11 protein-coding genes and 1 riboswitch are annotated in these 13,034 nt (G+C 68.5%); of the genes, 9 read left to right on the top strand and 2 right to left on the bottom strand.

All coding sequences use genetic code 11. The features are described from left to right. Positions 1-112 precede the first annotated feature (112 nt). The gene (locus EV386_RS13245) at positions 113-1,036 is read right to left on the bottom strand and encodes a CE1 family esterase (protein ID WP_165399939.1); all 924 of its coding nucleotides are present in this window, start codon (positions 1,034-1,036) and stop codon (positions 113-115) included. 99 nt (positions 1,037-1,135) lie between these two features. Between EV386_RS13245 and EV386_RS13240 the strand changes: the two genes are divergently transcribed. Next, the gene (locus EV386_RS13240; RefSeq protein ID WP_242607960.1) at positions 1,136-1,525 is read left to right on the top strand and encodes a hypothetical protein; all 390 of its coding nucleotides are present in this window, start codon (positions 1,136-1,138) and stop codon (positions 1,523-1,525) included. Positions 1,526-1,622: 97 nt separating this feature from the next. Here the strand turns inward: EV386_RS13240 and EV386_RS13235 are convergent, their stop codons facing one another. Beyond that, positions 1,623-3,842, bottom strand: coding sequence for an NADP-dependent isocitrate dehydrogenase (locus EV386_RS13235; protein ID WP_130415697.1), 2,220 nt, complete (start codon positions 3,840-3,842; stop codon positions 1,623-1,625). 206 nt (positions 3,843-4,048) lie between these two features. Next, a riboswitch (SAM riboswitch) is annotated at positions 4,049-4,161 on the top strand. Between the two features lie 220 nt (positions 4,162-4,381). On the opposite strand from EV386_RS13235, the gene EV386_RS13230 reads away from it, so the two are divergent. From EV386_RS13230 to EV386_RS13195, 8 genes are all read left to right on the top strand, one after another. Further along, positions 4,382-5,644, top strand: a complete 1,263-nt coding sequence (locus EV386_RS13230) for an LLM class flavin-dependent oxidoreductase (protein WP_165399938.1) — start codon at positions 4,382-4,384, stop codon at positions 5,642-5,644. A 69-nt stretch (positions 5,645-5,713) separates the two neighbouring features. Continuing rightward, positions 5,714-6,232 carry a gamma carbonic anhydrase family protein gene (locus EV386_RS13225; protein ID WP_130415693.1) on the top strand — a complete coding sequence of 173 codons (519 nt, stop codon included), beginning with the start codon at positions 5,714-5,716 and terminating at the stop codon, positions 6,230-6,232. A 174-nt stretch (positions 6,233-6,406) separates the two neighbouring features. Beyond that, positions 6,407-6,730, top strand: a complete 324-nt coding sequence (locus EV386_RS13220; protein WP_130415692.1) for a hypothetical protein — start codon at positions 6,407-6,409, stop codon at positions 6,728-6,730. A gap of 54 nt (positions 6,731-6,784) precedes the next feature. Further along, positions 6,785-7,783, top strand: a complete 999-nt coding sequence (locus EV386_RS13215) for a LacI family DNA-binding transcriptional regulator (protein WP_130415690.1) — start codon at positions 6,785-6,787, stop codon at positions 7,781-7,783. Positions 7,784-8,010: 227 nt separating this feature from the next. Next, the gene (locus tag EV386_RS13210) at positions 8,011-8,985 is read left to right on the top strand and encodes a carbohydrate ABC transporter permease (RefSeq protein WP_207216536.1); all 975 of its coding nucleotides are present in this window, start codon (positions 8,011-8,013) and stop codon (positions 8,983-8,985) included. Then, positions 8,982-9,884, top strand: a complete 903-nt coding sequence (locus EV386_RS13205; RefSeq protein WP_130415688.1) for a carbohydrate ABC transporter permease — start codon at positions 8,982-8,984, stop codon at positions 9,882-9,884. Before EV386_RS13210 ends, EV386_RS13205 begins: the two co-directional genes overlap by 4 nt. Before the next feature lie 78 nt (positions 9,885-9,962). Further along, the gene (gene arfA, locus EV386_RS13200) at positions 9,963-11,483 is read left to right on the top strand and encodes an arabinosylfuranosidase ArfA (protein WP_130415686.1); all 1,521 of its coding nucleotides are present in this window, start codon (positions 9,963-9,965) and stop codon (positions 11,481-11,483) included. Positions 11,484-11,651: 168 nt separating this feature from the next. Further along, the gene (locus EV386_RS13195; RefSeq protein WP_130415684.1) at positions 11,652-12,992 is read left to right on the top strand and encodes an ABC transporter substrate-binding protein; all 1,341 of its coding nucleotides are present in this window, start codon (positions 11,652-11,654) and stop codon (positions 12,990-12,992) included. The last annotated feature ends 42 nt before the right edge of the window (positions 12,993-13,034 follow it).

Here is a 13,034-nt window from a genome sequence, read left to right as displayed (position 1 = left end):
CAGGCCCCGACAGCACGGACAGTCACCGACGGCAATCCCCACAATCTCGCGTGTTTCCCCAGGTCGCCAGTCACGTTGGGGCTAGGTCGCGCGGGGGCTACGCCGCGCGGGGCTACGCCGCGCGGGGGTGGGCCAGCAGCCAGTCGAGCACCGTGGGGGCGAAGTCGGGCGACCACGTCGGGACGTGGCGGCCGCCGACGATGGTCCACAGTGCGACCTCGGCGCCGTCCTGGCACGAGGACCACGTCTGCGTGGTCGTCTCGGCGCCGTCGATCGTGGCCTCTAGGTCCAGCGGGTCCCCGGCCTGCGGGGTGGCGGCGCACCCGTCGAGGTCCCGCCAGTCGCCCACGGTCCTCTCGGCTCCGGGGTAGGTGCGCCCGGGCCCGTTGTCGCCCCCGCCGTAGGCGATGGTCTCGTCGGCGTCGCCCTGCACCTGCAGCACGCTCACGGGCGCGCTCGGCGCGCACGACGACGGATCGTCGGTCATCTCGCCGGCGACCGAGACGACGGCGGTGACCAGGTCGGCGTGCTCGCACGCCATGCGCAACGCCATGAACCCGCCGTTGGAGTGCCCGACGACGTACACGCGCGCCGGGTCGACCGCGTACTGGCTCTCCACCGTGGTGATGAGGTCCGCGAGGTAGCCCGAGTCGTCGACCCCGGTGTCGGCGAAGTCGCAGCACGCGGTGGTCGCGTTCCAGAACGGGTTGCCCGAGCCGTCGACGGCGCCGTCGGGGAGCGCGAGCAGGTACCCCCGCTGGTCGGCGAGCGCGTCGAGCCCGAAGTAGGAGCCGAGCTCGCTCCCGGAGGACGTGTAGCCGTGCAGCCCGACGACCAGCGGCGCGGGGGTGTCGGGGTCGTAGTCGGCCGGGACGGTGAGGTGGAACGGGCGGTCGTCGAGCGCGACCGTGCCCGAGGCGCCGGGCGCGATCGCCGCGTCGGAGGGTGCCGCCGTCGGCGACCCGCCGCAGGCGGCGAGCGCGAGCAGGAGGGTCGCGGCGAGCAGGGCGCCCACCGGCCTCCGGAAGGTCGGCATGGGCACATCATGACCCCCGGTGGGCCGATCACACCACGCCTTTGGCCCGCGTGCGCGCGCGAGCGCGGCGGCGCTCCTACAGTGGACGTGGAGGGCGCGATGACGTGGCAGCTCGCGATGATCCTCGGCACGGTCGCCGCGTGGACGCTGGCGGGCGCCGCCGTGCTGACGCATGTCGCCGTGCGCGAGTGGCGCCGCCGTCGGGCCGCCGCCCGGCGCTCGATCGAGGGCGACCCGATCGACACCCTGACACTGCAGATCCGCCTCGGGGAGATCGCCCACGAGATCCAGGCGCTCGCGGCGAGCAACGCGTTCGCGGCCGCCCACCACACACGCGCCGCCCAGGCCGCCTATGACGCGCTGCTGGCCGAGGCGTGCCGCCGGGCCGGGCTGCCGGTCGAGGGGCCGGGCGAGGCGACCGCGCGCACCTCGGAGGCCGAGCGCCTGCGCGAGGAGCTGGAGCTCGCCTCGCGCGGCTGGACCTGGTAGCGCCGGACCTGGCGCCCCGGACTCGAGGGTCCGAGACCCGATGGCCCCGGACCACCCCCGTCGGCCCCGCCCCGCGAGGAGCGGGGCCGACGACGGCTCAGAGGGTCGCGAGCACCTGGTTGAACGTGGCGCTCGGGCGCATGACAGCCGTCGTCAGGGCCGCATCGGGGCGGTAGTAGCCGCCGATGTCGGCGGGCTTGCCCTGGACCGCGAGCAGCTCGGCGACGATCGTGCCCTCGTGGGCGCCCAGCGCCTCGGCGAGCGGGGTGAACGCTGCGGCGAGCTCGGCGTCGTCCTGCTGCGCGGCCAGCTCGCGGGCCCAGTACAGGGCCAGGTAGAAGTGCGAGCCGCGGTTGTCGATCGTGCCCAGCTTGCGGCCGGGGGAGCGGTCCTCGTCGAGGAACGTGCCGGTCGCGCGGTCGAGCGTGTCGGCGAGCACCTGGGCGCGCGGGTTGCCGGTGGTCTGGGCCAGGTGCTCGAACGAGGCCGCGAGCGCGAAGAACTCGCCGAGCGAGTCCCAGCGCAGGTAGTCCTCGGCGACGAGCTGCTGCACGTGCTTGGGCGCCGAGCCGCCCGCGCCCGTCTCGAACAGGCCGCCGCCTCTCATGAGCGGCACGATCGAGAGCATCTTCGCCGACGTGCCGACCTCGAGGATCGGGAACAGGTCGGTGTTGTAGTCGCGCAGCACGTTGCCCGTGACGGAGATGGTGTCGAGGCCCGCACGCATGCGCGCGAACGAGAACGCCGTGGCCTCGGCGGGGGCCATGACGTGGATCTCCAGGCCCTCGGTGTCGTGCTCCGGCAGGTATTGCTCCAACTTGCCGATGAGGGTCGCGTCGTGCGCGCGCGTGGCGTCGAGCCAGAACACCGCGGGGGTGTTCGACAGGCGCGCGCGGCGCACGGCCAGGGCGACCCAGTCGCGGATCGGGGCGTCCTTGGTCTGGCAGGCGCGCCAGATGTCGCCCGCCTCGACGTCGTGCGAGAGCAGGACCTCGCCCGAGGACGCCACGACCTCGACCGTGCCGGCGACCGGGATCTCGAAGGTCTTGTCGTGCGAGCCGTACTCCTCGGCGGCCTTGGCCATGAGGCCGACGTTGGGCACGGTGCCGATGGTCGCGGGGTCGAGCGCGCCGTTCGCGCGGCAGTCGTCGATCGCGGCCTGGTAGACGCCCGCGTAGGACGAGTCGGGGATGACGGCGAGCGTGTCGTGCTCGGCGCCGTCGGGGCCCCACATCTTGCCGCCGCCGCGGATCATGGCGGGCATCGACGCGTCGATGATGACGTCGGAGGGCACGTGCAGGTTGGTGATGCCCTTGTCGGAGTTGACCATCGCGAGCGCGGGGCCGTCGGCGAGCCCGCGCGCGACGGCGGCGCGGATGGCCTCGCCGTCGGGCAGCGACTGCGTGGCCGCGAGCAGCGCGGCGAGGCCGTCGTTGGGGGAGACGCCCGCGGCGCGCAGCTGGTCGCCGAACTGCTCGAACACTGCGGGCAGGAACGCCTGCACCACGTGCCCGAAGATGATCGGGTCGCTGACCTTCATCATCGTGGCCTTGAGGTGCGCGGAGAACAGGACGCCGTCGGCCTTGGCCTGGGCGATCTGCTCGGTCAGGAAGGCGCGCAGCGCGCGCACCGACAGGAACGTGCCGTCGACGACCTCGCCCGCGAGCACCGCGAGGCCGTTCTTGAGCACCGTCACCGAGCCGTCCTCGGCGACGAGGCGGATGGTGAGGGTGTCGTCGGCGGGGATGACGACGGACTTCTCGTTGTGGAAGAAGTCGCCGTGGGCCATGGTCGCGACGTTGGTCTTCGACGACGGCGACCAGGCGCCCATGCGGTGCGGGTGCGCCTTGGCGTAGGCCTTGACCGAGGCGGGCGCGCGGCGGTCGGAGTTGCCCTGGCGCAGCACGGGGTTGACGGCCGAGCCCTTGACGCGGTCGTAGCGGGCGCGCACGTCCTTGTCCTCGGCGGTCTCGGGCGACTCGGGGTAGTCGGGCACGTCGAAGCCCTGGGCCCGCAGCTCGGCGATCGCCGCCTTGAGCTGGGGCGCCGATGCCGAGATGTTGGGCAGCTTGATGATGTTGGCGCTCGGGTCCTCGGCGAGGCGGCCGAGCTCGGCGAGCGCGTCGTCGACGCGCTGCTCGGGCTTCAGGCGCTCGGGGAACTGCGCGAGGATGCGCGCGGCGACCGAGATGTCGCGGGTCTCAATCGCCACGCCGGCCTGCCTGGCGAACGCCTGGACGATCGGCAGGAACGAGTACGTCGCCAGCAGCGGGGCCTCGTCGGTGTGGGTGTAGATGATCGTGGACTGTCCGGCCATGGGCGGCGTCGCTCCCTGGTGCTGGGCCGCTGCTCGTGACAGCGGGGCGGGTTTTCTCGACATCAAGATACTTGACGGCCCGCGAGCGCCGGAATCCCGCGTCACTCCCTGCGTCTCAAATCCGCGTCTCGCGATATGAAACCCCCGTTGCTCTGGTCGAAGGCGCTCCGTAATGTCCTGCGTGTCGAGGCCCCCTGGGGGTCTCGGGTCATGAGCTCCGACGTCAAGCCCCGGCTCGTCGGACGGCAACCCCCGCGTGGGTGGGTGCCCCGGGTGAGGACCAGGTGGCGTCGTGTTCGCGGCGCACAACGCGCGAGCCCCTTGCGGGCCAGAGGAGGAACCATGCGTCGGAGCCAGACTCGCTGCTGTTGTCGCTGACCAGCGACGCCGCGCACGCGGCCCGCGGGCGCTAGCCCGCACAGCCTCGATCCACACCGGCCTCAAGCCCTCGCCGCCGACGGCGGTTCCTCGCTCTTTGGTAGCCCGACGCCCCCGCGCCACGACGCGGGAACGGGCTGCGCCCACGATCGGAGCCCCACGTGTCGTATCAGCCTGCCCCCGCCCTGCCCGACGGCCCCCGCGCCCTGCGCGCCGACCGCCCGCACGTCATCCTCGGGATCGACCTCACCGCCGCCGGCGCGCGCCCTGGAGCGCACCGGGCCCGTGGCGGGTTCGCCGCGCTCCCGTTCGACGGCGAGCGCTTCGTGCGCCTCGTGCGCACCGCGGACCGGGGTCGCCTCGACCTGGTCGTGCTCGACGAGACCTTCCTGCTCCACCCCGGCCGCGGCCGCGTCATCGGGCGCCTTGACGCCGCGGTCGCCGCCGCGCGGGTGGCGCCGCTCGCGCCTGGCGCCGGATTCGTCGTCGGCGTCGACGCGCTGCACCTCGACCCCGCGCAGGTCGCGTCGGCGATCGCGGGCGTCGAGCGCGCCAGTGGCGGCCTCGCCGCCTGGCAGGTCGGGCTCGCGCCCGACGCCGACGAGCGCATCGTCGGGTTCGCCGCCGTCGCCGCGCGCCGCACGGCCGCGCACTGGCAGCACGGCGGCGGAGGCGAGCTGGCGGGGCTCGACCCCGAGGGCCGCCGGAGCGTGGACCACGACGGCGTCCGGTTCGCCGTGCGCCGCCCGACGCCCGCGCGTGCGCTCCCGCAGGGACGCCCGCCCATCAGCGTCCGCGTCAGGGACGCGGCCGATGTGCGGCTGGCCGCGACCACAGCCGACGTCGTGCGCCTCGTCGCACCGGATCGCGCAGGCGTGGTCGCGTTGCGCGCGGCCCTGCGCGACGCCATCGTCGCCGCGGGACGCGACCCGGGGCAGGTGCGCGTGCTGGCCGAGGTCTTCGTCGTGCTCGCCGAGCAGGACGCCAGCGCCCAGGCGCGCCTGGCGATGGTCCGCGACCTGGAGGGGCCCGACGCCGGTGGCGGCGCCGTCGTCGTCGCCGGGACGCCGCACGACCTCGCGCGACTCGTGTCGGAGTGGGCCGGGGCCGGGGTCGTCGACGGGTTTGTGCTGCGGCCCGCCGCGCTCGACGCGGACCTCACCGCCATTGTGACCGGACTGGTCCCCGAGCTCGAGGAGCGGGGGCTGCGGCCCGCCGAGGCGCGAGCCGGCACGCTGCGCGAACGCCTGGCGCTGGCGGCCGCCGCGCCGCAGCCCGCCGCCGTGGGTCCGGCGGCCGGGCAGCCTGCTGCGGCGGGCCGGGCGGCCAGGCAGTCCGCCGTCGCGACCCGGGAGGGCGCCGGCGTGGGACACCCGTCCGGCGCGCGCCGCCCGGCCCGAGCGGGCGCACTTCAGCCGGCTTGAGCGGAGTCCGAGCGCGGCCGAAGCGCTGGCCTCTGCGCCCGCGCGGCCGGCGCCGGTAGGGTCCCGAGCATGGCGACGGTGCTTCCCTTTGACGGCCACACTCCGCAGATCGACCCGACCGCATGGCTCGCGCCGACCGCGACGGTGATCGGACGGGTCACGATCGGCCCTCGCGCAAGCGTCTTCTACGGCGCGGTGCTGCGCGGCGACATGGACGAGATCGTGCTCGGCGCAGGATCGAACCTGCAGGACAACTGCGTGGTGCACACCGACGACGGCGTCCCGACACGCATCGGCGCCGGCGTCGGCGTCGGGCACGGCGCGATCGTCCACGGCGCCACCGTGGGCGACGGCAGCCTGATCGGGATGGGCGCGACGCTGCTCAACGGGTCGGTGATCGGCGAGGGCGCCTTCGTCGCGGCAGGCGCCCTGGTGCGCGAGGGCCAGGAGATCCCCGCAGGGCACCTCGCGGTCGGGGTTCCGGCGAAGGACCGCGGCGAGCTCGACGCCGCGGGCAAGGAGCGGGTGGCCAGCAACGCCGTGCACTACGAGGCGCTCGCGCTCAAGCATCGCGAGTCCGTGGGGTAGCGAGCGACGGGGCTTTGAGGTGGGGTGGGTGACGGGCATACCTGCACGCCAAAGCGCACGCCCTGCGCGCCCGTGCCGGGGTCGAGTTCGCGGCGCGTCAAGAGCCCCCGGGTGCCGAAAGTGTGCGGGAGAATGGGCCCCTTCCCCTGGACCGATCGATGAAGAGTGGTTGACATGGCAGTTCACACGGAGGCCCTGGCCTTAGGCGACGCTATCGGGCCCGCCGGCGATCGCCTTGACCGGTACGCGGTGGCGTCTGTCGTCCTCGCGGCCGCGGGCTTGGTGGGGTTCATGGTGCTGCATCTGGCGTTCGCGGTCCTGTCCCCGATCGCGGTTGTGCTCGGGGTACTCGGGGCGCGCCGCACAGGTGTCACCGGCGCGCCAGGGCGCGGTGCTGCCACTGCGGGCTTCCTCATTGGAGGAGTCGGGGTAGTCGTCTGCATCTTTCTCGTCGTTGGCATGGCCATCTCCGCAATGGCGCAGCCAGCGGTCGTGTGATCGCCCGCGCGTCATCTTCTGAGCGGGGACATCAATGGTGAAAGGTGGCTCTTGATGGCCGTCACGATGCGTGAGGTCGCCGCGCTTGCCGGCGTGTCTTTGAAGACCGTCTCGAACGTCATCAACAACTACCCCTATATCCGTCCCGAGACTCGTGCGAAGGTCGAGTTCGCCATCCAGCAGCTCGACTTCCACCCGAACATCAGCGCCCGAAACCTTGCCCAGGGCCGCACCGGGCTGATCGGGCTCGTGCTCCCTGATCTGCGGATCCCGTACTTCGCCGAGCTTGCCTACTCGGTGATGGGCGCCGCTGAGCAACTCGGACGAAAGCTGGTCATCGAGCAGACCGGCGAGCGCGGCCAACGGGAACTCGAGGTGCTCCGCGCGAAGGGGCGGCGACTTACGGACGGCCTGCTGTTCTCGCCTATCGCTATGAACCCGGACGCACCGGCGTTGCTGGACGTCGGATACCCACTGGTGCTTCTGGGGGAGCGTGTCTTCGGCGCGCCGGTCGATCACGTCACCATGGACAACTTCGCGGGCGCGAGGGCCGCCGCGCTGCATCTAGCCGAGCGCGGATGCCGTGACATAGCAGTGATCGGAACCCGGGCGGAGGAGACGGCCGGTTCATCGGTCCTCCGGCTCGCCGGCCTCCGTGCGGGGTTGGCAGAGGCGGGCCTTGAACTCAATCCGCTCCTCATCGCAGAGACAGACCGGTGGGTACACAAGGAGGGGGCCAGGCTGATGTCGGACCTACTCGACCAAGGAGTCCCGCTCGACGGCGTCTTCGCTATGAACGACGCCCTCGCATTGGGCGCGATGCACGCTATACACAGGCGCAGTCTGGTCGTGCCCGGAGACGTCGCCGTCATTGGGTTCGACAACATCAGCGAGAGCGAGTCATCCGACCCCCGGCTCACTTCGGTTGACCCTGGCAGAGAGCAGATCGCGAACGAGGCTGTTCGACTCCTCGCCGCACGGATCGACGGTGAGACAACCCCCGCGCAGACAGTGGTCGTGCGTCACACGCTCGTCCGCCGAGAGTCCGCGTGACGTAGGTGCGCTGCGACATCGCGTGACACCGCCCGGCGCTGACGTCGGAGGGGACGCAATCGCTGTGACCGACCACATCGACGTTCAAAACGCGCCACAAGTCCTCGCCGGCTGCGCCACCTGTGTCGACGCGGAAGCCGACGTTCATACGCTCGTGCCAGCACCATCTACACCGCTGTAGGAACGGGTCGCGAAGGCGAGCGACTCCACGGCCAGGAGGTTCGAGGATGACCACGTCTGTGCTCGCGCGGTTGCACGGAAAACGACCAACGCGATTGACGAAGAAGAGGCCCGACGGTCCGTTCAGATCCATGGTCTTTTCGCCCAAGGTCGCGCCGTACGGCTTCGTCTTTCCATTCATTCTCACGCTGGCCATCTTTTGGATCTACCCGATCGGCCGCTCAATCGTGATGAGCACCCAGCACATCGTCCCCGGGTACATCGAACCGGTCGGCGTCGAGAATTACCTCCGGATGTGGAACGACCCAATCTTCTGGCGCGCGCTGTGGAACTCGGTTCGCTACATGCTGGCGACCCTCGTGATCCTCATTCCGATACCTCTCCTGTTGGCCCTCGCGGTAAACTCGAAACTCGGGTCGCCGAGAATCAAAGCATTCTTCAAGGCATCGATGTTCACGCCAGCCCTGACTTCCGTGGTCGTCGCCGGCATCATTTTCCGCCTGATGTTCGCGGAGGGTGAGGACGCACTCATGAACCAGATGCTCGGAGTCTTCGGCCTCGACCCCGAACGCTGGCTGCGCAATGATATGACGGGCCTCGTCGCACTGCTCGTGCTGGCACTGTGGCGCTGGACAGGGGTCAATATGATGTACTTCCTCGCCGGGCTTCAGTCGATCCCTGCCGAGTACTACGAGGCGGCCGCGATCGATGGCGCCTCCAAGTGGCAGACGTTCGTTCACGTGACACTGCCTCAGGTCAAGCCGACGATCATCTTCGTCGTCACCATTTCGGTGTTCGGCGGACTCTCGATGTTCCTGGAGAGTTTCATGCTCTGGGGTGGGAACAACTCGCCCCAGAACATAGGTCTGACGATCATCGGCTACCTCTATCGCTTGGGTATTGAGCGTAACGACCTCGGGTTCGCCTCGGCGGTCGGTGTGGTCCTGCTCGCTCTCGTTCTGATTATCAATCTCACCCAGCTCACGCTCACTGGGTTCTTCAAGAAGGAGAAGCGAGCATGAGTATCCCTCTGCAGAAGGATGTGCGGCCGGAGCTAGCGCATTCGTCGGCCCTCGGGACCGCTCCGCGGCGGAAGCGGTGGATCGGCAACTCGGCGATGAGCCTTCTCCTCCTTTTAATCTCTGCGGTCACACTGATTCCCTTCTGGGCGATCTTTGTCGGGACATTTCAGGATGGTACGGCCCTCATGCGACACGGCTTGAACCTTTCGATCGACTGGGATCAGGCGGGCCTGTACAACTACATCATGCTGTTCACGGACTCGGGTGACTTTTTCCGTTGGTTCGCCAACTCCATTGGGTTGACGGTCGTACAAGTGGTCACGACACTGCTAGTCTCGGCCTTCGTGGCGTATGGATTTGCGAAGTATGAGTTCCGGTTCAAAACGCCGCTCTTCATCTGCGTCGTCGTTCTCATGACGGTTCCCTTCGAAATGCTGATGCTGCCGCTGTTCACTCAGATGCACGCCTTCGGGCTTTCGGACAACTACGCTGCAATCATCCTCCCGTGGGTGGCGCGGGCAATGACGATATTCTTCTTCCGGCAGTACCTCTTGGGCATCCCGGATGAGATTATCGAGGCGGGTCGCGTCGATGGGGTCAGCGAGTACGGGATCTTTTTCCGTCTTGTGCTCCCGCTCATGACTCCTGCAATGGCGGCTATGGCGATCCTGAACGGGATGCTCTCGTGGAACAATTTCCTCTGGCCGCTCCTTGTGCTGCGCTCGCCGAGCAACTTCACGCTCCCGATCGGTCTCAACACACTACTGACGCCACACGGCAACAACTACGACCTCCTTATCGTGGGCGCGTTCTTCTCTCTGATTCCGATTCTCGTCCTGTTCTTGGCCTTCCAGCGTTTCTTTGTCACCGGAATGACTGCCGGTGCCGTCAAGGGGTAGGTCGAGTCGAAACGCAGGCGCGCGTCGGATCGTCCGCGTTGCGCTCGAAACACCCAACTAATCACTTCGAGGACAATGATGCGAAAATCGACAATGTCAGTCAGTCCTGCCTTCGTCGTCGGTCCCGTGCGGGCGCGGACTTTCGGCTCCTTCGTCGAGCACTTGGGGCGGTGCGTATACACGGGAATCTACGAGCCTGAGCACCGCAGTGCGGACGCGGATGGATTTCGCGGGGACGTTATGGAGCTCGTCAAGGAGCTTGGCGTCACCACGGTGCGCTACCCGGGCGGGAACTTTGTATCCGGCTATGCTTGGGAGGACGGCATTGGTCCCCGCGCGGAGCGGCCGGTCCGTGTCGACCTGGCTTGGCACTCGACCGAGCCAAACTGGGTGGGCGTCGATGAGTTCATGAGATGGTGCGCGAGGGTCGACGTCGAGCCGATGATGGCCGTCAACCTTGGCACGCGCGGCATGACGGAGGCCGTGAATCTTCTGGAGTACTGCAACCTTCCCCGTGGCACTGATTTGTCCGACCGGCGTCGAAAGAATGGCGCGGAGGAGCCCTACCGCGTGAAGTTGTGGTGCCTGGGTAACGAGATGGACGGCCCATGGCAGACGGGACACAAGACGCCCCAGGAGTACGCGCGGATCGCTACCGAGACAGCCCGTGCCATGAGGCGCATGTATCCAGACGTTGAGTTGGTCGCCTGTGGCTCGTCAAACTCATCGATGAAGACCTTTGGCGCGTGGGAGCACGCCGTCCTTGAGGAAGCGTACGAGCATGTCGACTACATATCGGCGCACGAGTACTACTTCGAGGAGAATGGGGACCTTGCCTCGTTCCTCGCCTCGGCCGAAAAGATGGATCGGTTCATTCGTTCGGTTGTGGCCACAGCGGACGCCGTTCGTGCGGCCGGAAAGCACGAGAAGCGGATCAACGTCTCATTCGACGAGTGGAACGTGTGGTACCAGAAGGCAACGCCGTCTGTACCGCCATCGGGTGACGACTTCCCGATCGCCCCGGCGCTCCTCGAGGACCAATACTCAGTCGCAGACGCCGTCGTCGTTGGCAACCTGCTCGTCACGTTGCTCAAACACACGGACCGTGTGCACGCCGCCTCCCAGGCGCAGCTTGTCAACGCCATCGCGCCGATCATGACTGAGCCGGCGAACAAGGGCGGACGGGCCTGGAAGCAGACGATCTTCCACCCGTTCGCTCTCACGGCAGAACATGCCAAGGGTCAGGTCCTGCAGGTCGCCGTCGAGTCGCCCACGCATGAGACGAAGCAGTTCGGTGAGGTGCGTACCGTGGATGGGGTCGCGACTCACGAGCCCGCGACCGGGCAGGTAGTGGTCTTCGTGGTCAACCGCTCCGTTGGAGAGCGGGTCGCCCTCGACGTCGATCTGACGGCGTTCCCGAGTCTGGCGATTGCGGAGGCGCTGACCATGTCGAGTGACGACCCCTATTGGAAGGCGACGGCGGAGGACAGCCATTCGGTCGTGCCCACCCCGAATGAGTCGATCGCGCTGGCGGCCGGGCACGTGACGGGCGAACTGGCGGCGGTCTCGTGGACGATGATCCGCCTCACCCCGGCCTAAGCGCATCTCTTCCATGGGCCGGAGACGGTCGTCAGCGGCTCGGCGGTTCGTCGCGCCTTCCGAGGTCGTGGATCTCCCACGCCACAACAACGATCTCCCCCTGTGATCCTCACCGGGGCAGCCAGGTCGAGCACTCGACCCGATACGTCGAAGGAGACGGACAACGACATGAGGATGACGAAGCGACCGATGATGGCCGCGGCTGCCGCCGCGGTGATAGCTGCCGCGCTCTCGGCCTGCGGCCCTGCGGCAGGCGACGCGCCCGCCGCGGGCGCTACCGCGGGCGACGGGGGTGCGACGACGTTGGACCTCTTGGTCTTCAACGCCTTGCACGCCGACTTTTACCAGGAGATGGCGACGGCCTGGAATGCCAGGAACCCCGATCGGGGGATCGTCCTCGAGCCGCGCGTGCTTCCTCTCCAGGAGATGCACAACCAACTCCAGATGGCCTTCACGGCAGGCCAGCAGATTCCGGACATCGTTGACATCGAGGTTATGCGGTTTCCGAACTTCACTATCGGCACCCAGGTTCTGTACGACCTGGCTCCCTACGCTGAGCCGTACCTCGACGACCTCGTGCAGGCGCGGCTCGACCTGTACACCCACGGCGGCATGTTGCTAGGGCTCCCTACCCACGTGGGCGCCACCGTGGCGTTCTACAACGTGCCGCTGCTCGAGTCCGCTGGAGTCGACTGGACTGCTATCGAGACATGGGACGACTTCCGTGATGCAGGGGTCAAACTCCACGCAGAGACGGGAGCGCATTTGGGCAGCGCTGGGACCTCGGGCGGGTTCACGCACCATCTGCTCGTTGGTCAGCACGAGGCCGACTACACAGACGACGAGGGCATCCTCAAGCTGACTACGCCAGAGGTCGTCGCTGCCTTTGAGATGCTGCAGGAGATGCACGCGACGGGCGTGCTCGGCATCATTCCAGGTGGTACTCCCGACTCCGAGGAGGGCTTCGCCGCGATCGCCAACGGCGACTTCGGTGCAGTGATCATGCCCGTGTGGTTCGGCTCACGCTTCATCAACTACATGCCTGACCTCGCAGGGCAGATTGCTGTTGCGGTTCCGCCCACCCTGCCCGGCTCCGACGTCGTGACGATCGGTGGCGGTGGCACCGGAACCGCGGTTCCGCTCGCCTCCGAGCACCGCGAGCTGGCAGCCGAGTTCGTCGCCTTCGCCAAGCTGTCAGAGCAAGCGAATGTTCGCGTCTGGGAGCTGCTCGGCTTCGATCCGGTCAACACCAGCGTCTGGTCGGACGAGGCGGTGACCCACAACCCGGACAACCGCTTTGTGCAGTACTTCTACAACAACCCGTTCGACGCGCTGCTCGAGATGAGGGGCTCGGTCGGGCTGCTCGCTTCGCAGCGGACCCATTCGTGGCCCGAGGTCATCGCCGTGATGAACTCCGAGATCCTTGACAGCATCCTCGAGTCCGGCGTCCCGGCCGCTGATGCTCTTGAGCGGGCAGAGGCCGCACTGCGCAACACGCTCAGGCAGTGAACCGGTCGGAGCAGGGCGCGCACCGGTTAACCGGCGGTGCGC

Origin of the sequence: Xylanimonas ulmi, assembly GCF_004216535.1 — a bacterium.
GTDB classification, from domain to species: domain Bacteria; phylum Actinomycetota; class Actinomycetes; order Actinomycetales; family Cellulomonadaceae; genus Xylanimonas; species Xylanimonas ulmi.
Note: the sequence above shows the minus strand (reverse complement) of the source record. Positions and strands in the feature narration are given on the sequence as shown.

Bases quoted from the DNA above. Each gene is read 5' to 3' on its own strand.
- EV386_RS13245 (WP_165399939.1), bottom strand. From the start codon at position 1,036: ATGCCGACCTTCCGGAGGCCGGTGGGCGCCCTGCTCGCCGCGACCCTC.
- EV386_RS13240 (WP_242607960.1), top strand. From the start codon at position 1,136: ATGACGTGGCAGCTCGCGATGATCCTCGGCACGGTCGCCGCGTGGACG.
- EV386_RS13235 (WP_130415697.1), bottom strand. From the start codon at position 3,842: ATGGCCGGACAGTCCACGATCATCTACACCCACACCGACGAGGCCCCG.
- EV386_RS13225 (WP_130415693.1), top strand. From the start codon at position 5,714: ATGGCGACGGTGCTTCCCTTTGACGGCCACACTCCGCAGATCGACCCG.
- EV386_RS13220 (WP_130415692.1), top strand. From the start codon at position 6,407: ATGGCAGTTCACACGGAGGCCCTGGCCTTAGGCGACGCTATCGGGCCC.
- EV386_RS13215 (WP_130415690.1), top strand. From the start codon at position 6,785: ATGGCCGTCACGATGCGTGAGGTCGCCGCGCTTGCCGGCGTGTCTTTG.
- EV386_RS13210 (WP_207216536.1), top strand. From the start codon at position 8,011: ATGACCACGTCTGTGCTCGCGCGGTTGCACGGAAAACGACCAACGCGA.
- EV386_RS13205 (WP_130415688.1), top strand. From the start codon at position 8,982: ATGAGTATCCCTCTGCAGAAGGATGTGCGGCCGGAGCTAGCGCATTCG.
- arfA (WP_130415686.1), top strand. From the start codon at position 9,963: ATGCGAAAATCGACAATGTCAGTCAGTCCTGCCTTCGTCGTCGGTCCC.
- EV386_RS13195 (WP_130415684.1), top strand. From the start codon at position 11,652: ATGAGGATGACGAAGCGACCGATGATGGCCGCGGCTGCCGCCGCGGTG.